At 63.5% G+C, this 23,894-nt stretch carries 25 protein-coding genes; 17 read left to right on the forward strand and 8 right to left on the reverse strand.

Annotation, left to right across the window (positions count from 1 at the left end):
• Window positions 1-167: 167 nt before the first annotated feature.
• Entirely contained in the window at window positions 168-2,693 is a 2,526-nt protein-coding gene (locus H8F27_RS16135; RefSeq protein ID WP_197149458.1) for an AAA family ATPase, read from the reverse strand.
• Complete coding sequence (locus tag H8F27_RS16140; RefSeq protein ID WP_231596376.1) at window positions 2,680-2,856, reverse strand: hypothetical protein; 177 nt, start codon at window positions 2,854-2,856, stop codon at window positions 2,680-2,682. The genes H8F27_RS16135 and H8F27_RS16140 overlap by 14 nt, the downstream gene beginning before the upstream one ends.
• Before the next feature lie 189 nt (window positions 2,857-3,045).
• Between H8F27_RS16140 and H8F27_RS16145 the strand changes: the two genes are divergently transcribed.
• The 13 genes from H8F27_RS16145 to H8F27_RS16205 all read left to right on the forward strand — a co-directional run bounded on the left by H8F27_RS16145 (window position 3,046) and on the right by H8F27_RS16205 (window position 10,622).
• Window positions 3,046-3,498 carry a hypothetical protein gene (locus H8F27_RS16145; RefSeq protein ID WP_197149460.1) on the forward strand — a complete coding sequence of 151 codons (453 nt, stop codon included), beginning with the start codon at window positions 3,046-3,048 and terminating at the stop codon, window positions 3,496-3,498.
• A gap of 66 nt (window positions 3,499-3,564) precedes the next feature.
• Window positions 3,565-4,248 carry a helix-turn-helix transcriptional regulator gene (locus H8F27_RS16150; RefSeq protein ID WP_197149461.1) on the forward strand — a complete coding sequence of 228 codons (684 nt, stop codon included), beginning with the start codon at window positions 3,565-3,567 and terminating at the stop codon, window positions 4,246-4,248.
• A gap of 118 nt (window positions 4,249-4,366) precedes the next feature.
• Window positions 4,367-5,116, forward strand: a complete 750-nt coding sequence (locus tag H8F27_RS16155) for a hypothetical protein (RefSeq protein ID WP_231596377.1) — start codon at window positions 4,367-4,369, stop codon at window positions 5,114-5,116.
• Window positions 5,113-5,352: a hypothetical protein gene (locus tag H8F27_RS16160; RefSeq protein WP_197149463.1), complete on the forward strand. Its 240-nt coding sequence runs from the start codon at window positions 5,113-5,115 to the stop codon at window positions 5,350-5,352. Before H8F27_RS16155 ends, H8F27_RS16160 begins: the two co-directional genes overlap by 4 nt.
• A complete protein-coding gene (locus tag H8F27_RS16165; RefSeq protein ID WP_197149465.1) occupies window positions 5,342-5,995 on the forward strand; it encodes a hypothetical protein in 654 nt (217 codons plus the stop codon). Before H8F27_RS16160 ends, H8F27_RS16165 begins: the two co-directional genes overlap by 11 nt.
• Window positions 5,995-6,321 (forward strand): hypothetical protein, encoded by a 327-nt coding sequence (locus tag H8F27_RS16170; RefSeq protein ID WP_197149467.1) that lies wholly within the window; start codon window positions 5,995-5,997, stop codon window positions 6,319-6,321. The genes H8F27_RS16165 and H8F27_RS16170 overlap by 1 nt, the downstream gene beginning before the upstream one ends.
• Complete coding sequence (locus H8F27_RS16175) at window positions 6,318-7,127, forward strand: BRO family protein (protein ID WP_197149469.1); 810 nt, start codon at window positions 6,318-6,320, stop codon at window positions 7,125-7,127. Before H8F27_RS16170 ends, H8F27_RS16175 begins: the two co-directional genes overlap by 4 nt.
• Entirely contained in the window at window positions 7,124-7,405 is a 282-nt protein-coding gene (locus tag H8F27_RS16180) for a KilA-N domain-containing protein (protein WP_197149476.1), read from the forward strand. Before H8F27_RS16175 ends, H8F27_RS16180 begins: the two co-directional genes overlap by 4 nt.
• The gene (locus tag H8F27_RS16185) at window positions 7,405-7,641 is read left to right on the forward strand and encodes a helix-turn-helix domain-containing protein (RefSeq protein WP_197149478.1); all 237 of its coding nucleotides are present in this window, start codon (window positions 7,405-7,407) and stop codon (window positions 7,639-7,641) included. Before H8F27_RS16180 ends, H8F27_RS16185 begins: the two co-directional genes overlap by 1 nt.
• 63 nt (window positions 7,642-7,704) lie before the next feature.
• A complete protein-coding gene (locus H8F27_RS16190) occupies window positions 7,705-8,001 on the forward strand; it encodes an AbrB/MazE/SpoVT family DNA-binding domain-containing protein (RefSeq protein WP_231596379.1) in 297 nt (98 codons plus the stop codon).
• On the forward strand, window positions 7,982-8,437 hold the full coding sequence (locus H8F27_RS16195; RefSeq protein ID WP_231596380.1) for a type II toxin-antitoxin system VapC family toxin: 456 nt from the start codon (window positions 7,982-7,984) through the stop codon (window positions 8,435-8,437). The genes H8F27_RS16190 and H8F27_RS16195 overlap by 20 nt, the downstream gene beginning before the upstream one ends.
• A gap of 409 nt (window positions 8,438-8,846) precedes the next feature.
• Window positions 8,847-9,881 carry an IS5 family transposase gene (locus H8F27_RS16200; RefSeq protein ID WP_197148811.1) on the forward strand — a complete coding sequence of 345 codons (1,035 nt, stop codon included), beginning with the start codon at window positions 8,847-8,849 and terminating at the stop codon, window positions 9,879-9,881.
• Window positions 9,882-9,986: 105 nt separating this feature from the next.
• Window positions 9,987-10,622 (forward strand): SHOCT domain-containing protein, encoded by a 636-nt coding sequence (locus H8F27_RS16205; RefSeq protein WP_197149482.1) that lies wholly within the window; start codon window positions 9,987-9,989, stop codon window positions 10,620-10,622.
• Window positions 10,623-10,656: 34 nt separating this feature from the next.
• Here H8F27_RS16205 and H8F27_RS16210 read toward each other — a convergent pair whose 3' ends face one another.
• A complete protein-coding gene (locus H8F27_RS16210; RefSeq protein ID WP_197149484.1) occupies window positions 10,657-11,844 on the reverse strand; it encodes a hypothetical protein in 1,188 nt (395 codons plus the stop codon).
• Window positions 11,845-12,159: 315 nt separating this feature from the next.
• Here H8F27_RS16210 and H8F27_RS16215 point away from each other — a divergent pair, with 315 nt between their 5' ends.
• Entirely contained in the window at window positions 12,160-12,531 is a 372-nt protein-coding gene (locus tag H8F27_RS16215; RefSeq protein WP_197149486.1) for a hypothetical protein, read from the forward strand.
• A gap of 199 nt (window positions 12,532-12,730) precedes the next feature.
• Here the strand turns inward: H8F27_RS16215 and istB are convergent, their stop codons facing one another.
• Together istB and istA are read right to left on the reverse strand one after the other, a co-directional pair.
• The gene (gene istB / locus H8F27_RS16220; protein ID WP_231596186.1) at window positions 12,731-13,444 is read right to left on the reverse strand and encodes an IS21-like element helper ATPase IstB; all 714 of its coding nucleotides are present in this window, start codon (window positions 13,442-13,444) and stop codon (window positions 12,731-12,733) included.
• Window positions 13,398-15,035 (reverse strand): IS21 family transposase, encoded by a 1,638-nt coding sequence (gene istA / locus H8F27_RS17825; protein WP_231596353.1) that lies wholly within the window; start codon window positions 15,033-15,035, stop codon window positions 13,398-13,400. The genes istB and istA overlap by 47 nt, the downstream gene beginning before the upstream one ends.
• Window positions 15,036-15,125: 90 nt before the next feature.
• On the opposite strand from istA, the gene H8F27_RS16225 reads away from it, so the two are divergent.
• The 3 genes from H8F27_RS16225 to H8F27_RS16235 are packed head-to-tail and all read left to right on the forward strand — an operon-like array spanning window position 15,126 to window position 20,209.
• Window positions 15,126-17,396, forward strand: coding sequence for a DUF1998 domain-containing protein (locus tag H8F27_RS16225; protein WP_197149487.1), 2,271 nt, complete (start codon window positions 15,126-15,128; stop codon window positions 17,394-17,396).
• 24 nt (window positions 17,397-17,420) lie between these two features.
• Entirely contained in the window at window positions 17,421-19,607 is a 2,187-nt protein-coding gene (locus tag H8F27_RS16230) for a 3'-5' exonuclease (protein WP_197149489.1), read from the forward strand.
• Between the two features lie 17 nt (window positions 19,608-19,624).
• Window positions 19,625-20,209 carry a hypothetical protein gene (locus tag H8F27_RS16235; protein ID WP_197149490.1) on the forward strand — a complete coding sequence of 195 codons (585 nt, stop codon included), beginning with the start codon at window positions 19,625-19,627 and terminating at the stop codon, window positions 20,207-20,209.
• Here the strand turns inward: H8F27_RS16235 and H8F27_RS16240 are convergent.
• The 3 genes from H8F27_RS16240 to H8F27_RS16250 form a co-directional block, all read right to left on the reverse strand.
• Window positions 20,196-22,499, reverse strand: coding sequence for an ATP-dependent RecD-like DNA helicase (locus tag H8F27_RS16240; protein ID WP_197149491.1), 2,304 nt, complete (start codon window positions 22,497-22,499; stop codon window positions 20,196-20,198). The genes H8F27_RS16235 and H8F27_RS16240 overlap by 14 nt on opposite strands.
• On the reverse strand, window positions 22,483-22,692 hold the full coding sequence (locus H8F27_RS16245; protein ID WP_197149492.1) for a hypothetical protein: 210 nt from the start codon (window positions 22,690-22,692) through the stop codon (window positions 22,483-22,485). The genes H8F27_RS16240 and H8F27_RS16245 overlap by 17 nt, the downstream gene beginning before the upstream one ends.
• Window positions 22,693-22,845: 153 nt before the next feature.
• Window positions 22,846-23,886, reverse strand: coding sequence for an HNH endonuclease (locus H8F27_RS16250; RefSeq protein ID WP_197149493.1), 1,041 nt, complete (start codon window positions 23,884-23,886; stop codon window positions 22,846-22,848).
• Window positions 23,887-23,894: the final 8 nt, after the last annotated feature.

The following is a 23,894-nucleotide window of genomic DNA, read 5'->3' on the forward strand; positions in this document are numbered from 1 at the left end:
CGATGAATTCAGCCCTGTTCTGGTGAGCGTCGGGACAAAAGGCGCTGCGTTGCTCAGGCCGTGGGATGGCAGCAAAGAATCGAAAGCATGCAGGGGCGATCTCACGCCGCAGAACCGGCCAGATCGGTTGCGGGGCAGGAGAGTGCAAAGAATTCAAAGAAGCACCCCTACAGATCGAACTCACGCGCCAGCCATTCCGCGCCTGCGTCGCTTAGTCCGTAGCGCAGGTAGTAGCTCTGGCCGCTGGTGCCCACCCGGGTGGCCATGACCAGGCCGTCCAGGTGGCTGAGGAAACGGCCGAGGGCGTTGTAGGTGCTCAGCGTCTCTCCCTCCAGATCCCGTTTAAGGCGCGCTTCTGCAGGCGCTGCGCCGATCGCCTGCACCAGCTCCAGCAGTCCCACACCAGCAAGTCCATTGGCATGCAGTGCCTGGAGGTAACGCAAGGCCTCTTGCTGCTTCTCATTCGCTTTACGGACCCGCTGGCTGGCGCGATCAAGATCGCTCTCCTGCTCCTGCTGCACCTGCAGGTCGTCGTAGGTGCCGAGCCTTGAGAAGGTTCCGCTGTTGCCGTCAATCGCCATCACCAGATCCGCTGGCGGACCGGAACGGGCCTCGCGCACCAGGCGTCGCTGGGGCGAGTCCTTGATCAGCCGGTTGCCCTTGGCCAGGTAGTGCAGGGTGAGGATCGTGTTGGCCGCACCGGCGATGGCGTTGTGGCCCGAGAGGGCCTCGGTGCCGGTGGTGTCGTTGGCCTTGTTGCAGTGGTGGATGAGCAGCAGGGTGCCGCCGGCGTCGATGACCTGGTGCTTGAGGTCGTAGATCAGCGAGCCCATCTCCGGGTCGTTCTCGCCAAAGCAGCAGCTGCGGGTGATCGAGCGCAACGAGTCGAGGATCACCACCGCGCCAGGGTGTTCGGCCAGGCAGGCCAGCAGGGCATCGAGGTTGGCCTCGGTGACCCTGAACCTGCGTGACCAGAGCAGCAACGGGTGATCCCAGATCCCCAGCTGCTGCAGCATCTGGGCGGTGTCGCCGTCGCCCTGGTCATCTGTCACCAGGATCACCGGCCTTGGCAACTCCGGCGCCCCGAAACCAAGAAAGTCCTCAGCGCAGAGCAGGCAGCGGGCGAGGGCGTGCACCAGCCTGGTCTTGCCCACCTTGGCCCGACCGCCCACGATCGTCAGGTCCTGCTTTGGGATGCAGAGCGGGATTTCCCACTGCACCGCCGGTGGGGGCATGGCAGAGCGTTCGTCTTCTGTAAGGGCGCGGAAGCGGTTGCCGTTGCGCATGTCGAGGGCCTCGAGGGTGAGCTGGCTGATTTCCTGCAGCCGCAGGGCGGTCTTGAGTTGCAGGGCGGCATGGGCCTCGCGCACGCGGGCGTAACGCCAAAGGCTGTTGCGCTCCCGGGCCACCAAGGAGCGGATGCAGTGCTCCAGCGCCTGCAGCCGCCGTGGGATCGGCAGGTGCACCTTTCCCCAGCGCACCCGGCTGTCGGGCCGAGGCGAGAAGCGCTGAGGACCAGCTCCAGGCGCAGATGCCTTGGTCCCCCTGGGGTTACTGCTGCTGCTGTTGTTGCGGTCGCTGCTCTTGCCGCCGGGATGGCGCCCGCTGGCGTCGCCCTGGCTCCGGTGGCTGCATGAGCTCTGCACTCCGGGAGGCCTGGGGTTGTGGACAGGTGCCGGCGGCAGCCAGCCGTGCTGGCGGGCATGGAACCAGAAGGTGGCGGCGCTGATCTGCTCGCCGCCGGAGCTGGCCACCTGGCGGATGTCCCAGCCGCAGCTGGCTGAGGGGCTGTGGGCCTCCATCAAAGCGATCGCTAGCTCGCGGTCATGGCCGGCCTGCTCGCAGGCCGGCATCAGGCCCCAGAGGATGTTGCGGTAATCGCCGTAGGTGTTGCTGCCAGCAACGCGCCTGGGGATGGCAGCCAGGGCGTTGCGGATCTCCTCCAGCGGGCGGGGCGGCCCGAAGTCCTCGTCGTAAAGGTTCGGCAGCGGGATGCCGGTGGCCGAGTCCAGTCCTTGATGCTCTAGGGGGATTCCTGGTTGCGGCGCGGGGTCTGCAACGGGTTCGGCGAACTCATCAGGGAGCAGCGCCAGGGCAATGTCCTCTGCCGAGTAGCGCTGACCGCTCACATGCACCAGCTCCACCAGAGCGGTGGGCTCACCGCCTGCATCGATGTACCAGCAGCCCGGCAACCGCATCACCCGCGAGGCGTCCTTGCAGTGGGGATCGCCGCCGGCATAGGCGATCAGCTCGGCCTGCAGCGGCGCCCACTCCTGCGGTGGGATGGGCTGCTCCAGCAGCCAGTAGCAGTGCGCCGACTTGCCGCCGCTGAGCACGATCAGCGAGGGCTCCGGCAGCCCCAGCTCCCGCCAGGCCGTCAGCTGCCAGGCGATGGGTCGGTCGTCCCACTCCACGAAGAACGCCCGGCAGGCCGTGATCTCGCTTTTGCGGTCACCGCCGTCGTTGATCACCAGGTAGACACCCCTCCCCTCCCGCTGCCATTGCTCGGCAACGGCCAGATCGAACGGACCCTTGCGGGCGCCGATCACCCCCTTGGCGGGGTTGGCGCGATGGGGAAAGGCCCGTAGCCGGGCGCTGGCGGAATCTTTGCCCAGCAGGGAGAGAAACTGCTGGGCGGCGGCGCGGTCGATGCAGGCCTGCGCCGGAGGAGCAGCCGGTTCAGCGCTGGCCATCGAGCCCCTGGCGCTTACGGGGCTTGCTGGTGAATTGGTCGCGTTCCATCGCCTCGGCCACGATCAGCCGAATCACCGAGGAGCGAGACAGCAGACCGCCGCGGGTGAGCTGGTCCAACCAGGCCTGCTGCTCAAGCGTGAACTGGACGGAGAGCGGGGTCATCATCGGGGCCATGAAGCCTCGGCATATCGAACCATCCTATTGAGCCTGGCACAGGCTCGCTAGGGCGAATCGTAAAGTGCAAGGTGGCTGGGCTGCGGCGCGGCAGAGCAGGACGGAGCCCAGTGCCCTTTAGCAGGAGTCGTCGCTTTGCTTGTGCGGCAAGGGCTTAGGGCAATTGCTCTGCCACTGTTGACTCGCTGCTGCGCCGCCGAAATCAAAATTGCCCTGCTGGCCTTGCTGGCTCGCGAGGCCTTCCTGGCCAGGCGCAGCTGGCAGGAGATCTGGTGGGGGCGCCTGCACCTCGATCTGGCCAGCGGCTGGCAGCTGGCTATTGAAATCGAGCGCGATCAGCTCGGTGCCTTGCTGTGGGCACTGGCTCCCGATGGCCGTGATTGGCTCTACGGCTGTCAGCGGGACGACTGGAGCCTGGGGCCAGACAGCCGCATTGTGGAGCCGCTGGGGCTGCTGACAGCAGCGCAACGTCTGGAGCTAGAAGGCTTGCTGCGTCATGCCTGCTGCTGGCCGCCACCTCTGGTTAAAAGCGATTGGCTGATCCCACCCGAAGGTCGCCTGTGCTCGCATCGGCAACGGCAGCAGAGGCGACCGCCAAGCCAGATTTATGCCAATCCATTTTTGCACTGACAGCGATTGGATTACACATGTGCAACCTTGGCTTAGCCTCTCGCTAATGGCCAGATTTCAGCCTTGATGCCGTCTGAGTACCGGTACATCGAAGCCAAGCAGCTCGAAGCCGGTCAGCAGTTCGGGCGAATGCTGCGGCGCTGGCGGGAGCTGAACCACTGGACCCAGTACACGGCGTACAAGTGGGCCAAGGAGGCCGGCTTTGAAATGATGGCCCCGAGCACCCTCAGCGTGTTTGAGAACGGCAAGGCGCCCAAGCCCCGGCCGGAGAGCTTCTTTGCACTCGCCGAAGTAAATCGCCGCCTGGCGGCCAAGGATTTCAGCGGTGTGCGCACCAGCGACCTCAAGGAGCTGATCAGCCAGGCCGAGCCGCTGCTGGATGACGCAGGTCTGATGTGGGGTCCGGCCGAGTTTTGGAGCTGCCATCTGGGTCTGCTGCCCGTGCCAAGCGCATACCAGACGCCGGAGCTGCCGGCCCAGCCTGAGCTCGATGGGGCAGAAGCCCAACGCTTGAGCGAGCAGTGGCGAGCCCAGCTGGTGCAGATCGCCAAGCAGAACGGCATAGGCGTTATGGATGCCCTCAGCTCGGCGGCTAAGGCGGCGCCGGCCAAGCAGCGGCAGGCCTTCCAGGCCGTACTGGCAGGCTTTGAGAGCTATGCACCAGAGCAACTGAAGGGGCTGTGGGACGGTGAAGCGTGGCTGCCGCAGCGCTGGCTCCAGAGCTGGGCAAGCAAGGCCAGCGCCAGCTGAACCGCTCAAAGCAATGCGAATTCGGCATAACCCATAGACCCGTGTTCTGAGATACAGATTCGGATTAGCGAGTCAGTAATATCTCGTGCAAGCGGGCGCCGGTCCCGCAGTGCCTTCGATGACCACCACCCAAAGCGGGCGGATGGAGCCGACGCCAGGTCCCACAACCGCCCTTGATTTCAACCACGCCCTGCTGCAAAGCCGGGATCAGGCCCGTGCCCAGTGGGCCGGAAGCCTGGCCCAGTTCCAGGCCCAGATGCTCGCTATCCAGGAGCCTTCTCTGGCCGAGGTCGTCCTGGCGGCGGCGCCTGCCTTTGCCCTGGGCTTCTCATTCAGTGCCCAGAAGCTGATTCAGGAGGATCAGCAGCTGTTGCGGGTGACCCTGCGCCATCGCGGCGGGGCCGAGGAGTTCAGCGAAGCGCTTGCGCCCGTGGATGGGAGTCAGGCCTGGCAGGCACTGACCGCCTCGTTGCTGGTGGGACTGCTGGGCATTCCCGTGACCACCCTTGTTCAGGCTAACGAGCCTGAATTGCAAAATACTGCGCTTTTTGACAACAGCAGCTCTGCTGGCGCTCCTGCCGCAACAGAGCTGCCGCAGAGCGCCGATGACGAGTGGTCCAATCCGCTGGAAGTGCAGCCAGTTGCGCTTGCTCAAGACCTCGAGCCCCTGACGGAGGAGGAGGTCGCCACCTTGCACAAGTTCCTAGCGGCGATGCCGCCAGAGGTCCGCAAGCGGTTCACGATCGAGTTCCGCCATCACTTTCAGGTGCCCAAGGAGGCGCGGACAATCAAGGACCGCATCACCCAGCAGCGCCACAAGGCCTTCATCGACGTGTTCGAGCGCGAGCTGGCGGGGGTGACGCCATGAGCGTCTGCCGCCGCGCTTACGCCAAGCCCCAGCCGCGGGTGCAGCACGGCCGCCACACCCTGTGCGTCTGCGTGCACAGCGATATCTACCGGCAGGTGCAGCAGCTGGCGGCCCAGCACCACCTGAGCCTCTCTGGCGCCGCCCATCACCTGCTGCGGCTAGGCGCCGGGCTGGATCCCCTGCTGCCTCTCTCTTGTTCCCCCTCCAGCAAATCGAGCGACACCCATGGCGATTGAACTCAACGACGGCAGCCGCAACGCGGCGCCGGTGATTCGGCAGCAACGCCTCGCTGAGGTGGCTTATCTGGCGATCGTGCGCCCCGAGCAGCGCGACCGGCTACGCAAAAACCAAGGCACCGGGGCGATGGAGCCGATCCCCAACGGCAGCGACCGTCAGGGCCGGCCCAAGGTGAAGCAGGAGATGGTCGTCCATGCGATCGCCATGCCGGGCACAACGATGGAGGCCCGCATCGGTGACGAGGGCGGCGTGCCGGCAGCGGGCGATCGGGTGCGGTTGATCCTCAAGGCCAAGGGTTTTGGCGAGTGGATCGAGGCACGGCGCCAGCACCGTCGCGGGCGGCTGAATGTGGGGGATGTGCTGACGCTGGAGACCCGCTGGGCGCAGCAGTACGACCAGGACGGCAACCCCAAGGGCCCCAAGATCGAAGACCAGGCGTCTGCCGATGCGGTGCCCCGCAACGTCACGATCGGCTTTTATGGCCCGCTGAGCATCCGCGAGGGCACAGATCCAGCCTGGATCGAAGCAGCCGAGCAGGCCTACCGAGCCGATGAGGCGGCAGCCCGCCAGCAGCAGGCAATCCCCCTGGCCGATGCAGAGGACTACGGCGATGAGTTCGCTGCTGAAGAGGTGCCCTTCTGATGGCCCACCACACCAACATCCGTCTCAGCGCAAGGGGAAGCAGCCCCCAGCTGCCAGCCTTCTGCCGCAGCCGCCGGACGATCACCACCAACGTGCGGGTGAGCAGCCTGCAGCAGCTGCAGTGGTTGCTGTGGCTGCTGCTGGCCATTCAGCTGAGCACCCTGCTCCTGCTGCTCTCCGGCCCGGTGCCAGCTCCTCGGAGACCGCAGGCAGGAGCGGCCTTCGCGGCCACTGGGGAATCGCCCCTTGGGGGATTCGCCCATAAAGCGATCGCGTCTCGAACTGGCGCAGCTGCGCCCACTGTCCCCTCACCTTCCCAGCCATGAGCAACACGTCCGCTCTGGTGCCCTATCGGTTTGAGGGGCACCGCATCCTGGTGAGCACCGATGAGCACGGTGAGGCCTGGTTCGCCGCCGCTGATGTCGCGGCCGCCCTTGGCCAGCAGCCGATCGCCAGGGGGCTGGCCAACATGCGGGAGGAGGAGCACTGCCTCTATTCCCAGGAAGGCCCCGGCAGCGAGGGCTGCACTCTGGCCCTGATCAGTGAAGGCGGCCTGCTGAGGCTTCTGCTGTTGGGCAAAAGCCAGACGGCCTGGCGAATGCGGCGCTGGCTCACCCATGAGCTGCTGCCCGCCCTGCGACCCCACCAGGTCAAACCAAGGGTCCACTTATCAGGGCCGGCTGGGGAAAAGACCCAGACGGTGCAAGCAGTGCTGCGGCTTGCTGAGGAGATCATCGAGCTCACCGGCGTCGGGTACTCCGATGCGCTCCTCGCTGCCATTGAGGGCATCGAGGCCAGCACCGGCCTCAGCCTGGCCCCAGTGCAACAGGTTCTGCGCGACAGCTACTCTGCGGCCTCAGCTCATCGGCCCGCTCAGCCGGTTGGTGCGTCAGTCGAGGCACGCCTGGATGCAGAGCAATTAGCCGAGCGGCTAGGCCGCACGATCAGGGATATGAACCGCCGGTTGGCGGCCTGCGGCCTGCAGGTGCGCAATGACCTCGATGACTGGCAGCTCACTGCAGTCGGCCGCGACTGGGGCCACACCGTGCCCAGCTGGACGCGGGGTCAACGCTGCCAGCAAATCCTCTGGAATCCCGCGGTGATGACCGTGCTGCGGGAGGAGTTGCCATGAATACGCACACCCTGGTGTCCCGTTCAAGCAACGGCACATCAATTTCTCGGCGCGCCAGCGATGGCTATGTCAATGCCACAGCCATGTGCAAAGCCAACGGCAAGCAATGCCCGAAGTACCGGGAAAGCGTCCTCTGCCAGAGCTATCTCGACACCTTGGCTGAAACCTCCGTAATTCGGATGTTTGACCTGGTCGAGTCCCGCCAGGTCAAGAGCTATCGCCACTTCTTGCTGGCCAACACCCTCAAGCGCTACCGCGCCCAAGTGGCAGGGAACTGATGGAAACCCAAGTAACGACCACTCGCCAGCGGGTCTGGGTCACGACGGCAGAGGCCTGCACTGCCCTGGGGATGAGCCGGGAGACCCTTCGCCGGCTGCGGCTACGCGGGGTGCTCACCCCCGGCAAGCACTACAGGCGTTGGGGCTGCACCCAGGGCCGGGGACCACTGCAGTGGCACCTGGAAAACGTTGAGGCCACCATCACTGGGTGGAGCCGTCGGCATCTGCAGCACTGAAAACCATAAACTGGACGTAGAGTCATGTCTCTACAGGTGGCCGGGAACGGCCCAAGGCGTTCCTTGACACAGTCCAAGCCGCAAGGTCGTTCAGCCGACGCCAGCCAGCACTTCCCCCAGGCGATCCGTCGCTGGGGGAACAGCCTGGCGGTCAGGCTCCCGGCGGATTGCTTGCGTCAGGCCGGGCTGCAGGAAGGCGATGAGATCGACATCGTCATTGGACCAGACGGCCGCCTGAGCCTGGAGCCTCTGCGCAAGCTGGATCGCTCTGCCCTGGCCAGTGATTTGCGTCAACTTCAGGCCACCATGCCACTCACTCCTTCGGTGATTGAGGAATGCCGTGGCGGTGAACGCTGGTGACGCTGACCCATCGATGATCTATCTCGACACCAGCGTCGTGGTGGCTCTGCTGACCCCAGAACAGAGCAGCTCGCGCGCCCTCGACTGGTTTGCGCAGTCTCGTGAACCCTTGATCAGCAGCGACTGGCTGATCACCGAAACCCACAGCGCCCTCGGGATGAAGCAGCGTCTTCACGGCCTCAGTGCTGAGGCACGACTGGCCGCTGGGGAGCAGTTCGAGAGATTGCTGCAGGGCGGCGTTGAACTGCGTCCGCTGGACCGGGGCCGCTTTCGCCAGGCGGCCGAGCTGCTCCAGGATCCTGCCCTCGGCCTGCGCGCCGGTGATGCCCTGCATCTGGCTGTGGCGCTGCACAGCCGCTGCACCCAGCTGGCCAGCTTCGATATTCGGATGCAGCAAGCGGCACAGACCCTGGGCCTAATGTCCGCCCTCCCGTAGCCCGATGGCCAGCAAGCGCAGCCTCAATAGAGGCTCACGCTCCTACCGAAGAGTGGCTTGTCTTGCAGCTCAAGCCAGGAAGTTGCAGCTACAGGAGAGATCATGTAGCAAATGGCCAGCGCTGATCCGAGTTTCTCTACGCAAAGATTCATGCACTGCAATGAATCCCCTCGTGCCGGCAGCGGCTAGGAGTGGGTTGCGCTAGGCCCTCCGATGAGGATAAGAAGAAGTGCCTTGATAGCAACTCTCGTCTGCTTTCACATTGCACTGCCTGGGATAGCGGTCGAGAACAGGCCTTCCAGCAGCAATGAAGTTGTCAACTACCTTGAGGGCACCTCGAAAAATACGACCAGCCCTTGCGTTGAGGCGACAATAGCTTATAATTTGGATAGTTAATTGCATACCTGGTATGGGCCAGAGAGGCTTCTGGGACGAGCAGCAGAGGGTTGAAAAGCTCAAAACTAAAAAACCTGTTCTTGAGCGACTTTCCCAGTCGATTCCTTGGGAATCATTTCGCCCACTGCTCGAAAGAGGTTATGCGCAAGAGCGGAAAAGCAATGCTGGTCGGCGGAGAATTGATCCTCTGATCCTCTTCAAAATGCTGGTGCTCCAACAGCTTTTCAATTTGAGCGATGATGACACTGAGTTCCAGGTAAATGATCGCCGTTCTTTTGAAGAGTTTGTTGGCTTAGGCGTAATGAACGATATTCCCGATGCTACTACTATCGCCTTTTTTAGAGAAAGGCTTCGTAAGGCTGGGGTAATCGAAGAGCTGTTTGAAAAGTTTGAGGCCTATCTCCGGTCCCAAGGCCTCGAAGCCCGTGGCGGGCAGATAATTGATGCAACGTTGGTTCCAGTGCCACGGCAGCGGAATAGCAGAGAAGACAACAAGGAGATTAAAGAGAATCGCATGCCTGAAGGATGGGACGAAAACCCAAATCGATTGCAGCAAAAGGACTTAGATGCGCGATGGGTTAAAAAGAACGGCATCAATCACTATGGCTACAAGAACAGTATCTGTATCGACGTTGAACATGGATTTATCAGACGCTATGCCGTGACACCGGCCAATATCCATGACAGTCAGATGCTGCCGATGCTCCTCGATCCTGAGAACACAGATGATTATGTTTGGGCAGATTCTGCCTTTGCAGGCGAGCGCTTTGAAGACCTACTGGATCTTGGCGGTTTTGAAAGTTGCATTCACGAAAAAGGCAGCCGCAATCACCCGCTAAGCGACGCAGCCAAAGAGCGTAACCGTATTAAATCAGCAATTAGAGCTTGTGTGGAACATGTTTTTGGCTGCATGACCATGTCTATGGGTGGCAAGATGACTAGAAAGATTGGGCTTGAGAAAAACAAAGCATGGTGGGGTCTCAAGAATCTGACATTTAACTTCTTGCGATATCTTCTAAGAGCAAATCGTGCATTTGCACTCGCATGAGTAATAATTTTCATGAGGCTGCCTGATTCAATTTAGTCGTTTTGTTGTGCAAATTATTAGATCGTTTGGCGCCGCAAGGCGTTTTTTTTGCAAGCGGCTGTAGGTGTGAAATTCTTGATTTTTCGAGGTCCCCTTGATTTGAACATCAGGGACTACAAGGCAAAGGCTCTACCTTTTTCAAAAGTACTCTCGGCGAGTCAAGGTGGCATCGAAAAGGTGCTGTTTGATCAGGCTTACAGGGGCAGGCTTTGCTTCATCTCTTGTCATTTCTATGACGGCTACACTTCAAAGTGGAGTAGTTATTACTTGGAGCTACAGCCATACGAGAGCACATGTTTTGCACTGGCTGGCGGCTGCAATACAATCACCTTCCCAAAGCCTGACTCTCGTATAAAGATCAGCGTCGGGAGCCAAGAGTTTGATGTGGTAATGACCGACGAGAGCCGGTATCGATATTATTTGCCACTTGCGCTAAGGCAGGCGATGGTGGCTAGTGACGGCATCCCTGTCACTATTAAGACGACATGGGATAAGTATCGCAATTATAGGGTTGGGGATGAATCTCGGAAGCTGCTAGGCGCGGTGCTCAACCGAAATGATGAAATCGAACCGCCACGCATGATTGATTCATCTATTCAATCAGTGGAAGAAAGGCTTAACGAGCTCATGAAGCTGCGAGAGAAGGGTCTGATTGATGAGCAGGAATACAACCGGCTCAGGCAAAAAGCTTTAGGCCTCTAGGTCAATGCAAGGATCCTGCCCATCTCAACCTGCGTCAAAATGCTTCATCGCTTAAGCGGCGCGCTGCTTTCGCAAAGGCATCATCCACCACGTCATCCCCGCACCAGCGGCTGTAAGCAGCAAGATGGGTTTCCACGGAGTGGCCCATGGCTGCTGCAACCACCTTGGGCGGTAGCTCGCAAGTGATGTGAGCGCGGTGGGCATAGCCGTGACGGCAGGAATAGAGAACCAGCTTTTCGCCCTTTTCTTCATACTCGCGCCGTAGCTGTTGCCAGAGAGGACGCCGCCGTATATAGGTGCCAAGGTCCTCAGCGCCATGACCTGGTCGCATCGGCGGCATGCGGTCAGCTCGAAATGCTTTCTCGAGCTGCCAGGGCTTGGCCCATTCGTCACATGGCAGCAGTCGCAAAACCCTTGATCGGGTGCGACCTCGACTGGAAACCTTCTGGTAGGTGGTCCAGAGCTGCCCTTTCTGGATCTCCAGGTGTTGCAATTCTTCCGGCCGCAGACCGTAGGCAGCCATTAACTGAAACGCCAATCGCCAGCGCGGATCAGGTATGGCCTCTGCCAAATCCAGCACATGGCTGGCCTCAATGGGTGTTGTAATCCCCCGTTCTTCTCGCTTGCGGCCCACATAGATAGAGAGATCAAGCGGCGGTGCCCAGGATGAAGGTAAGCGTTCTGAATCGACGCCCCAACGTAAAAGTGCTGCCGTGAATTGAACCTGTAACTGACGGCCACGCGATCCGGGCCTGTCCTTCCAGGACTCAATCACGCCCTCCAGTAATTGTTTAGGTGAAATGGGTCGACGCTTTCCGCCAACGGCCTCGAGGATCACACCCATTCGCCGCAAATAGAGCTGATCCCAGGTGCTCTGCTTGATTGCCCCACTGCTGAGCTTGTGATCTTTGAATCCTTGAATTAATTGAGGCCAGTTGATTGCTTCGCTAACCGTCATTCCGACATGGCTCGATTCCTCCGTAGGAATTCGCGCGTGTGTTTCGATGGCTAGATCAAGGGGTACGCCATCGCTGTAATCGGCATGAATAGCAAGAATGGCTGCATGGATGGCCTGCCGCTCAGAAGCTGCCCAATCAAATGGCAAAACCCGCTGCTGGCGTGCACCACCTGCGGCAGAAGCTGAGACGTTCAGCAGAACCCGCCCACGCATCTCAGAAACAGTCCAGCCACTGCGAGGTCCCAGATCAGAGGTGAGCGACAAGCGCAGCGCTGCTACCCAGCCACGGTCTTTGGCTGCCCGTGCTGGGCGAGAGGCAGTGGTGGCTTTTGGCACAGCTCTAGGAAATCAGGCACGCACGACACCCCTTGCAAGAGAATCTGCAAGAGAATCACCTTTTAAGCTTGGCACGCTCCGCCACTCCCCGCCATCGGCTGGCAGGGCAAAAGCCAGTGACAACAATGGTTTTGAGGCAGTAAATCCAGTTATTGCAACTGGTCTGAAGGACCCAATGTCACGAGCTTTGGGAGCACTAGGTCGCAGGTTCGAATCCTGTCGCCCCGATTGACTTTTCAGGGATTGGCCTCCCAGGGCGCGCCCAAAACGCGCCCAAATGGGTCCCTCCGCAGTTCCATACGCGCTGCAGATGCCGCCTACCGGGCGGGCCAGGCGTACCTCAGCGACGTTGAATTTGACGGGCTGGTGGCAGAGCTGCAGCAGCTCGACCCCAGTGCACCTGAGCTGCTTACTCCCGGCGGTGGTAGCAAGCTGCTGAGCCTGTGTCCCGCGTCAACCCCCTTGGCCGATTGGCGTCAATCAAGTTGGCCGGTGAGGGGAACTGATCGCCCCCCAGTTGTCGCCGGCGACAACTGGGGGGCGATGACGCTGGAGGCGACACGAAAACTGAGCCACACATCAGTCCGAGCCATTGCCAGCACTGACTTCCTCTGATCGGCACCAGGCGACAACCACGTTGGCCGGTTAGGCGCCGAGACCTCTGCTGAGCCTTGCCCTGGAGCGCACGAGCCGGCGGACCGCACAGTCCGCCGGCAGCGCGGAGCTCCCCGCCGGGGTCTGGCACCATCGGCACCAGGTTGTCGCCGGACGACAATCTCCCGGGCTGTTCTCCGCTTCTCTACGGCTGCTGTGGCTATTTGCTGCCGCTGCGCCGGCTTGCTTGGGCGCGGCGGTGGCTGTCGCCGCTGATCTCGACGATGTGGCAGTGGTGCACCAGCCGGTCCACCGCCGCCACGGTCATTGAGCTGCTGGGGAAGATCTCATCCCAGGCGGTGAACGGCTGATTGGCGGTGATCAGCAGCGATCGGCGCTCGTAGCGGTGGCAGATCAGCTCAAACAGCACGCTGCTCTCCTGTTCATCCCGCCGCACATAGCCAATGTCATCGATCAGCAGCAGCGGGTAGCGATCCAGCCGCTCCAGCGCTGCCGGCAGGTTGTATTCGGCGCGGGCCTTCTGCAGCTCCTGCACCAGGCTCGTGGCGGGATAGAAGCGGCAGGCCTGATCCAGGCCGATCTGCGCCAAGGCGATGCCGACCGCCAGGTGCGTCTTGCCCACACCGCTGGGGCCGAACAGCAGCACGTTCTCGCCCCGCTGCAGCCACTCGCTCTGGCGGCTCAAGGCCTCCAGTTCCTGCCATCGGTGCGCCTCGATCCGGCCGCCATGGTCGTAGTCCGCCAGCGCTTTGCTCCAGGGCAGCTGGGCCGCGCGCAGCAGCCGGTGCTGGCGGGCCTGCTGGCGTTGCTCCATTTCCTGCTCGCACAGGGCATAGAGAAACTGACTGGGGCTCCAGCCCTCGCCCTCAGCCTGCGAGGCGATGCTCTGCCAGTGGCAGCGGATCCATGCCAACCGCAGCTGTCGCAGCAGGATCGGCAGGGCGGCTTCCGCCGCCTGGGGCCGCGGGATGGAGGGCAAGGAGGTCGTCATAGCTCTGCAGGCTGTGTTGGGGAATGCGTTGCGGTGGGTGGGGGCGATGGGGCGGCAGCCGGAAGCGTTGCTGCAGCGCCGCCAGCGACAGCCCTTGCCGTTGATGGGCCTTCTCGAGCCAACCCAGCACTGGCTCGTAGCCCGCCAGGCGGCAGCCCACATACAGCGCCTCGACCATCAATCGGGCGGCGGCGTCACGGTCACCGCCATTGCGCAGCTGCTGCCACAGCTGCCACCAGCGCTCATCGGGGAACAGCTCCCGCTGGTAACTGCAGTGCAGCAATGCCCGGGGTTTTCGCCTGAGCGCATCGATCAGGTGCTCCAGATCGATGCTCCACGCCCGCCCATGACGCTCGACACCGCCGTGGCGCCGCTCCAGTTCGCAGGCGATCTGCCGGCCCAGAAGCAGCTGCAGCCGGTCGTGGAAGATCCGCACCGTCAGCCGCTGGTCGATCAGCCGCGGCGGCACCGAATACACGACTCTGCGTACCTCGATCGTGCTGGTGCGCCGCACCGTGAGCTGTTCAATGTCGTAGTCGGCAAAACGAAACCGCGGTAGTGGCCGCAGCGCCGCCTGCTCCTGCTCCAGCCGGATCAGGCGCGGCCTGTTGTACTGGTCAATCACCGCGGCCAGAAAAGCCTGGTATTCAGCCAGCGACTCGAAATCACTGCTGCCGCGCAGCAGCAACGCCTGCTCGATCCGCCGCTTGAGATGGCCATGGGGACTCTCCACACGGCCGTTCTCATGCGCCACCCCCAGGTTGTTGCGGCTGTAGGCCAGGCTGTAGTGGCTGCAGAGGGCGTGATAACGGCGGGTGATGTCGGAGCTGAAACTGCCGTTGCGGTTACGGCACGCTGCTGATAACCGGTCGGTGCGCAGTTCACCTGGCACCCCGCCGCAGGCAGCCAGAGCGTTCTGCAGACCCTCGGAGAGGGCTGCAAAACTCTCGCCGCCCTGGACCACCTGCGCATAGCTCCAGCCGCTCCAGGCCAGGCGGTAGTGGAACAGCAGATGGGGGAACACCTGGCCGGCGATCGTCACCTCCACCCCCTTGAGCTGGGTGAAGTCACAGAAGGCAATTTCGCCAGGCTCATAGCTCAAAGGGAAGATCACCTCCGGCGCCGGGCCGTGCAGTGCCTTCCACTCCCGCACCCGGCGCTGCAGGGTGCGCTGTAGCGGAATCCAGTCCACATCAGGTTTCTGCTGCTGCAGATGCTCCAGGAGCGTGATCGGCGTCAGCGCGGGTGAGCGCTGCAGCAACGGCACCAGCTCCTCCTCCCATACCCCTACCAGCGGATCGGGGCGGGTGCGGCCACGGGGCTGGTTCGCCCGCGGCTGCAGCTGATTGCATTCAATCCGGCGAGCACTGCGCACTGAGATGCCCGCCGCCGCGGCAGCAGCCTCCTGGCTGCTGCCGCCTCGTCGTTTCGTCATGAACAGATTGCGTTGGTGGCTTGTCAGTGGTGCCGGCATCACCTGGTCCCTGCGCATCGGCACCAGGGTCTCCAGCACTCACCCCACCGGCCAACGAGCTTGTCGCCGACCGGCCAACTTCATTGTCGGCGGACAAGCGGCTATGCCGACCACGGTCAGGTGAAGGAGATGGCTCGCCTGCGCCAGGTGCAGGCCACCACGGAGGACGCCCGCAGCCGCTTCGGGGATGACAGCGACGAACGCAACCCGCTGTTTTTCCACCGCGAGCTGCTGATCGTGCCCGACCACAGCCGCCGCGAGATTTCGCTGGCGATCGCCGATGAGGAGTTCCCCTTCGGTGCTGAATACCTGGCCAGCACCACCTTCCGTGAGATCAACTTCGGCGAGCAGGCCGTGGTCGGCGCCAGCCACGCCATCGCCGGCAAGGCCCTCAAGGTGAAGGGTTTTGAGCTCTGCCGCAGCTGCGGCAAGGTGCAGCGCGGCCTCGCCAAGGCCAGCAACCACACCTGGGGCTGCCGGTATCGCGACAAGCCCGACGACGCCCAGCTGCGCCAGCTGCTGTTCATGTATCGGGAGTTCAACTCCGAGGCCCTGCGCTTCCTGCTGCCCGGCGCCAACTTCTGGGATGAGGCGGGCCAGCCGTCCTTTATCGGCGCCCTGCACCTGGGCCTGCGTCAGCGCTTCGGCGGCAAGGTGGACCACCTGCAATCCGCCCTCGGCGAGGAACCCCAGCCCGGCAGCCAGCAGCGCAAAACCTTCCTCTATCTCTTTGATTCCGTTCCCGGTGGGACGGGCTATGTGCGCCAACTGATCGAAGCGGGCGGCAAGGATCTACGAGCCGTGTTCGAGCAGTCGCTGCAGCATCTGCAGGCCTGCCGCTGCAGCGATGGCTGCTACCGCTGCATCTTCATGTATCGGCAGCGCTTCGATCGCGAACGCACCAGCAAACGGCGGGCGATCGAGCAATTGCAGACGATCCTGAGCCGCTGGGAGGAACTGCAGCCCTCAGAGCGCAGCCTCTCGGAGGTGGTGATCAACACCCGCGCCGAAAGCGAACTGGAGCTGCGCTTCATCGAAAAGCTGCGCGTAGGCAAAGGAGCCCCGCCCGGAGTCGCCGTCACCCTGCGCGAGGACTTCATCAAGGGCAACAAGGGCTATCTGCTCACCTTCAACAGCGGCTCCAGCATGGTGAGCTGGAAGGTGGAGCAGCAGGTGCCGATCGGCGAGGCCGAGGGCGTAGGCGCCTTTTCCCGCGCCGATTTCCTGCTCACACCCACGGCTGGCGGCAAACCAATCGCCGTCTACACCGATGGCTGGGAATACCACCGCGGCCGGCTGGCCACAGATGCCGAACAGCGCATGGCCTTGCAGCGCAGCTGTCGCTACCTCTTCTGGGCCCTGAGCTGGGATGACGTTGTGGAGGCTCCTCCCACAGCGCAGGCACCACTGGAGCCCAACGGGCTTGCAGTGGGCATGATGCCAGATTTTGCTTCCAAAAATCGCGAAAACTATCTTGAACGTTGGTGGCCCAAGAGCTTTTTAGACGACCTTTCGCAGCGACCAGTTCCAACTCCTCGCGAAGTTCAGCTGGCTAACAGTCTGCAATTGCTGATGGCCTACCTGGCCAATCCTTCGGGAGCACTTTGGCAGGGTCTGGCGCAAATGTTTTGCCTTGCCCAGCGCCCGCCCATGCCTCCAGTGCAGATCGATGATCCATCTCTAATGGCACCACGAGAGGCTCTGAATCTCAATTCACACGTCGAGGAGTGGACGCAAGGTGGTGAATCTCCCCGAGTGGGTCAACACCTCGCTCCTGTTCCAGGACTGCAGATTCTCAATCTCGTTGATCTGGCTCTGCATAAAACTGACAGACTGCATCCCTGCGCGAGTTTTCGTGCCATTCATTTTGAACCTGATCGTTCCAGCTCTGAGCGACAACAGCAGCTGGCCTGGCGCGAATGGTTACGCCAGGGAAACCTCTTCCAGTTCCTGCCCCATCTGCTGATCTCCACGCCGGGCTGGGGTGGGAGCGAGCAACCCGCCGCCGTGGACCCACCCCAGGTGTGGGTGGAGGCCGAGCCAGCCAAGGCAGCTCCGGAAGGCCCAGGCGCCCCAGAAACCGCTGTTGCTGCGTCGCAACAGGCCTGGCAGGCCCTCAGCCGCTTTGCGCCAGCCGACGTGCAGCCGCTGCTGCAGGCATTGGAGGCAGCCTGGCAAGGCACCGATCGGCCCTTGCCTGAGCAGGCCTTTGAGCTGGAAGGGCCGAAGGGTGATGTGATCGCCCAGGCTGAACTCGCATGGCCGGATCAGCGTCTGGCGCTGGTGAGCGAACCCGTTGATGCGGAAGCCTTCACTGCCGCGGGCTGGCGCTGCTGGTCGGTGGAGGATCCTCCTGCCGCCACAGCCGCCGCCCTGATGGAGGCCCTTCCACCGTCCTGATCCACGTCCCGCCCCGCACCTGACATGAGCGAGTCCCGCCTCACCGTTGCCCTCTCCAACGACTTTTTCAAAGCGTTCGGGCGGTTGCCGGAGAAGTCGCGCGGCAAGGTGGCCACCTTCATCTCCAAGTTCCGTGCCAACCCCCGCAGTCCGGGGCTGAACTACGAGCGCATCGAAGGCGGCAAGGACCCCTTCATCCGCTCGATCCGGGTGGATCAGGACATCCGCTGCATCGTGCGCGCCCCTGATGAAGGCGATACCTACGTGCTGCTCTGGATCGACAAGCACGACGATGCCTACCAATGGGCCCGTCGCCGCACCTGCCATGTGAACCGGGTCTCTGGAGCCCTGCAGGTGGTGGATGTGGAAGCCGCCGAGCTCGCCGTAGGAGACGCGATCGCTGCGGCTGTGAGCGAGGCTCTGGCCAATCAGCCCCCCGTACCCCAGCCGGCTCCGGCCCAAACCCAGGTCGGCTCACTGTTTGCCCATTGCAGCGACGACCAGCTGATGTTGCTCGGCGTCCCCGAGGCCTTGCTGCCCGCCGTACGCGCCGTCAGCAGTGAGGAGGCACTGAGTCGCCTGATCGAATGGGTGCCGCAGGACTGCGTCGATGGCCTGATCCTGCTGGCTGATGGCAAACCGATTGAGGTGGTGATCGAGGAGCTGGAGCGGCAGCGCCCCGCCGCGATCGATCCCACCGATGTGGCGGCGGCACTGGAGACGCCCGAGAGCAAGGCCGAGTTCCTGGTGATCACCGACGACGACGTGCTCGAAGCGATGCTTTCGGCACCGCTGGAGCGCTGGCGCGTGTTTCTCCACCCCAGCCAGCGCCGTCTGGTGGAGCGCCAGTGGAGTGGCGCTGTGCGGGTGCTGGGCGGAGCCGGGACCGGCAAGACCGTGGTGGCCATGCACCGGGCCCGCTGGCTGGCCAAGGAGCTGATCAAAGCCGACGCCCCCGGCCGGGTGCTGTTCACCACCTTCACCCGCAACCTGGCCACCGACATCCGCGCCAACCTCACCAAGATCTGCAGCCCTGAGGAGCTGCAGCGGATCGAGGTGATTCACCTTGATGGCTGGGTGATGACGTTCCTCAAGGCTCAGGGCCTGCAGGTGCGCGTGTTCAACGACGAGGCGCGTGACAGCTGCTGGAGCCTGGCCATGGATGTGGCCGACACGTCACTCGGCCTTGATGAGCGCTTCTACCGCGAGGAGTGGAAAGACGTGGTGCTCGCCCAGGGCTGCCGCAGCCGCGATGAGTACCTGATGGCCCGCCGCGTCGGACGCGGCACCCGCCTCAGCCGCCCGCAGCGCGCCCAGATCTGGCCGGTGTTCGACGCGGTGCGCGCCGAATTCCGCCAGCGGGGCCTGTGGGAGCCGGAGGAGGCCAAACAGATCGCCGCCGACCTGATCCACAAGTCAGCAGGCTCCCCGCTATTTGCCGCCGTGGTGGTGGATGAGGCCCAGGATCTCGACGTGGCCTCCTTCTCGCTGCTGCGGGCCCTTGTCGGTGAGCCCCGCGCCAATGATCTGTTCATCGTCGGCGATCCCCACCAGCGCATCTACGGCAAGCCGGTGGTGCTCAGCCGCTGCGGCATCGACATCCGTGGCCGCGCCCGCAAGCTGCGCATCAATTACCGCACCACTGAGGAAACCCGCGCCTGGGCCACCGCCGTGCTCCACGGCCTCGATTTCGATGATCTCGATGGGGGCAGCGATCCCGCCAGCGACTATCGCTCTCTGCTCCATGGTGACCATCCCTTGGTGCAGGGCTTCGAGGATCCCGCAGAGGAGCAGCGTTTCCTGGTGAGCACCCTGCGGCAGCTGCGCGACGAGCAACAGTCCCTGGCCTCCACCTGCGTGGCGGCCCGCACCAACAAGGCCGTGGAGAAGCTCGAAGCCCTGCTCAAGGGCGAGGGTTTTGCCACCCGGGTGATCAACGCCGAGGAGTCCGACGACCCCAGCGATCCAGCCCTGCGGCTCGCCACCATGCACCGGGTCAAGGGTCTGGAGTTCGACCAGGTCTTTCTGCCGGGCCTCGATGCCTCCCAGATGCCCCTGCAGGTGGAAGTCAACAAACGGCCTGATGCCCTCTCCAGGGAGCTTTTCGAGCAGCAGGAGCGCTCACTGCTGCATGTGGCGGCCACGCGAGCCAAGAAGCGGGTGGTGGTGAGCTACAGCGGCAAGGCTTCACCTTTTCTCGGCCGGAGCTGAGCCCAGCCCCCTTAGCCATGGCTTCAGGTTCCCCGGACAACTCGAGCAAGACAGCTGTTGACGGGGCCAGGACCATTGCCCTGCAGATGCTGGAAGAGCGTGGCCGCGGCGCCGTGCTGGTAGGAGTGGCTCGCGTGGACACCGCCCTGGAGCACCTGCTGCAGGCCGTGATGGGTCCGGGCCCCGTCCAGGGTGATGGCCTATTTCTGCCCGATCGCCCCCTGGGTTCCCTGGGCGCCAAGGCGGCCCTGGCCAGCCGGCTGGGTCTGATCGATGCCCCAGTGGCGCAGGCGCTTGCGGTGCTGCGCAAGCTGCGCAACGCCTTCGCCCACTCGGCTGATTCCGCCTCCCTAGCCGATCCCGCCCACAGCGCTCGCCTGGCCGAAGTGGTCTCCCAGGCCCGTAGCAATCCCCTCTGGGATCCACTGGAAACTGTCCTTGCTACCCAGCCACCCACACCCCACGGCATGCTGGATCCCGCCCTGCGCGATTACATCCTTCTGATCACGATTCTAGTGGCGTTTCTGGAGGCCATGGCCCAGCAGCTGCGGCCCTACCAGCCACCGGTTGTGATGGGCTTTTCAGGGGTCATGGTGAGCTGAGCCACTCGGCCAACTTGGTGCAGCGCCTGCGGCCCAGGTGGTTCTTGACCGCCATGGCCAGGGCCTTCTTCTGGCCCACCACCACCACCAGCTGCTTGCCGCGGGTGAGGCCCGTGTATACCAGGTTGCGCTGCAGCATCGCGTAGTGCTGGGTGAGCAATGGGATCACCACCGCCGGGTATTCGCTGCCCTGGCTCTTGTGGATCGTGCAGGCATAGGCGGGTACCAGATGATCGAGCTCCCCCCAGCCGTAGACCACCACCCGGCTCCCGGCCGCAGCGGCATTGCCACCTGCCTCGCTGGTGGGGAACAGCACGCTCAGTTCACTGTTGTCTGAGTCGATCGCATCGATCGTGCCCACATCGCCGTTGAACACCTCCTTCTCGTAGTCGTTGGCGATCTGCATCACCTTGTCGCCGGGTGCAAAGCGCCAGCCAAAGCGCTCCACCTGCTCGACTGGATCGGGATTGAGCAGCTGCTGCAGCTCCACGTTCAGCGATCTTGAGCCACAGCCACCGCGTGCCATCGGGCAGAGCACCTGCACCTGGCTGATCGGATCGAAGCCAAAGCGGGCCGGGATACGCTCGCCCACCACCTTGAGGATCAGGGCTACCGCCTGCTCGGGTGTTTCGGCCGGCAGGAAGTAGAAGTCGCTGCTCTTGCCCTCGGGTGGGGAGCGCAGATCGGGGATCGTGCCGCCGTTGATGGCATGGGCGGTGGTGATGATCCGGCTGGAAGCTGCCTGACGGAACACCTCCGTAAGCCGCGTCACCGGCACTGCGCCGCTGGCGATCACATCGGCCAGCACCTGGCCGGGCCCCACTGATGGCAGCTGGTCCACATCCCCCACCAGCAGCAGCGCCGCCTCCGGTGGAATCGCCGCCAGCAGGGAGGCCATCAACGGCACATCCACCATCGAGGTCTCATCCACCACCAGCAGGTCGCATTCCAACGGCAGGTCGCTGTTGCGCCGGAAGCCGTAGCTGGTGGGGTCGAACTCCAACAGCCGGTGGATGGTCTTGGCCTCCAGCCCCGTGGCCTCAGTCATGCGCTTGGCGGCACGGCCGGTGGGGGCGCAGAGCAGGATGCGCAGCTTCTTGGCCGCCAGGATCTGCAGGATGGCGTTGATCAGGTAGGTTTTGCCCACCCCCGGTCCGCCGGTGATCACCAGCACCTTGCTGGACAGGGCCTGCTCCACCGCTGCCTTTTGGCTGGCTGCCAGCTCCAGACCCAGGCGCTGCTCCACCCAACCGATCGCCCGCAGCGCGTCGATCACGCCCCAGGGTGGTGACCCCTGCAGCTGCTCCAGCAGCGCCTCGGCGATCTGGCGCTCGGCCTTGTACAGATGGCTCAGGAAGATGGCCGGCTCGCCGGCCAGGCTGTCGGCCACCACGGCACCCTCGGCCAGCTCCAGCTCCAGGGCCGCCTGGATCTGCTCGGGCTCCAGCGGCACGCGAGTGGTGGCGCCGGTTTCCTCCGGCCGCTCCACCGCCAAGAGCGCCCCGGCCAGCTTGAGCAGTTCGGCGGTGGGCAGGCCGCAATGCCCCTCACCGCTGGCCTCCAGCAGGGCGTAGTTGATCCCCGCCCGCAGGCGGATCGTGGCGGTGGGCTCGATGCCAAGTCGCGCCGCGATGGCATCGGCGGTGCGGAAGCCGATGCCGCGGATGTCGCGGGCCAGGCGGTAGGGGTTCTCCGCCATCACCTGCACGGCGTCGTTCCCATACGTCTTGAAGATCCGCACCGCCCGGGCGGTGCCGACGCCATGGCTGTGCAGGAACACCATGATTTCGCGCACCACCTTCTGATCCGCCCAGGCCTGGGCGATGCGGCCGGCGCGTACCTTGCCGATGCCTGGCACCTCTCGCAGGCGTTCGGGGGCCTGCTCGATCACCTCGAACACCTCAGAGCCAAAGGAGGCAACGAGCTTGCTGGCGTAGATCGGGCCGATGCCGCGGATCATCCCCGAGCCCAGGTATTTCTCGATCCCCTCGGCAGTGGTCGGAGCGGAGGAACGCAGGAAGGCGGCCTTGAACTGCTGGCCGTGCTCCCTGCTGTTCACCCAGGTGCCGGAGACGGTGACCCATTCGCCGGCACTGATCTCGGCGGCATGGCCCACCACTGTGACCAGATCGCGATGGCCGCGGGCCTTGATGCGCAGCACGCAGAAGCCGTTGCTGGAGTTGTGGAAGGTGACCCGCTCAATCGAGCCGGCCAGCACTTCGGTGGGCTGGCCGGCGCCCAGTGCTCCGCTGCTGCCGTTCGGCTGCCTGCTCTCAGCCGCTCCGGCCATCGGCCAGGTCCTCCGCGGCGTTGACCCCTCCGGTGCTCTCCTCCTCGATGCTGTAGTACTCCCGCTCATCCGAGCAGCACAGGTCGCTGTAGTAGCGCTCCAGCACCGCGTAGGCCGCGTCGTACGTCTGATACGACTGGCCGGCGATGGTGTCCAGCTGGCCGTCATCGCGGACGATGCGGTAACGGGTCATCAAGCGATTGGGCGCGGCAGGCCCAGTGTCTCAACGGCTGAGCAGGGGCTGCTGCATCGGGGGCAGGGATGGGGGAGCAGGGTCCCTCCGGGCCGGCGCACACCCACCGCATCCCTCGGCCAGCCCTCTCGCCGCGTCAAGGGTCGAGCCATGTCAGCTGCGCAGGGCTTCCCGATGGGCACCAAGGAAAGCCTCCTGCTCGCGGTTGAACGGCCGGATCAGATTCGCCCCTCCAATACCCCAGCAGCGCAGGGCCTCTCCAGCGGCCTCGTGCTGCCAGATCAGCTGCCCACCGGAATCAAAGCTGATCCAGTGGCGGTCAAACAGCTTGTCCACATGGGGGGAAAGCAGCAGGCCATTGGCGCCGCTCAGCCGTTCGCTGTTGTCGCAGTCTCTCCAGGGTTTGATATGGCTCGCCACCAGAAACTGCTGCCGCGCCAGCCCCGTGACCCGGCAGGCCGGCTCCAATTCCGACACCCGATGGCGGAACAACCCCTGCCCCAGCCGTGCCTTGGTGAGGGCATCCCGCTCGGTGCTGCTTGGAACGTCGCGCAGCAGCTGCATGTCATCGAGCAGCGCGGCGGTGTACTCACCTTCTTCCGCCAGCACAACCAGGTGCACCCGCACCGCTGCATCGGCGTGGTCTTCTATCAGCTTGAGAAGCAGCAGACCCAGGGTTTCGCCAAGCCCCGCCAGATACACCCCCTGGTTGCCCCGGCCTGAGCTGGTGCTGATTGGGCTATGGCGCTCGGGCAGCAGCGGTTGCAGTAGCTCAAAAAATGTCTGCGGCACCAGCGGCTGTTGCAGCGGCTGCCAGTTCACCCGCACCAGCCAACCATCCTGGCTCCAGTTGTCGCCTGCAGATCCAAATTCAGGCGGCTTCTGTGCCGTGATCGCCGCCGTTTCCACCAACCCGATCTGGCTGATCCTGCCGTTGGCGTAGCTGAACACCACATCCCCACCCTCGCAGCGCGTGAGGTTGTCGTAGCTCACATTGCGGGCGCCGTTGGCATTGGTCTTGGGCGACCAGATATAGCCGCCGTCGGTTTCCTGCCGGTAGGTCTGTTTGTGGTTGACCCACCAGTAGGCCATCAATGGTGGCTGGGGTTTGACCTGTTGTAGCCCAGGCGAACAATCGCCGCCTCGAGCACGGGCGCCGAGGGCGCGCTCAATGCTCTGATGGCCAGGAGCCACCCTCCATC

It is taken from the genome of Synechococcus sp. CBW1108 (genome assembly GCF_015840335.1).
Classification (GTDB): Bacteria; Cyanobacteriota; Cyanobacteriia; order PCC-6307; family Cyanobiaceae; genus Cyanobium_A.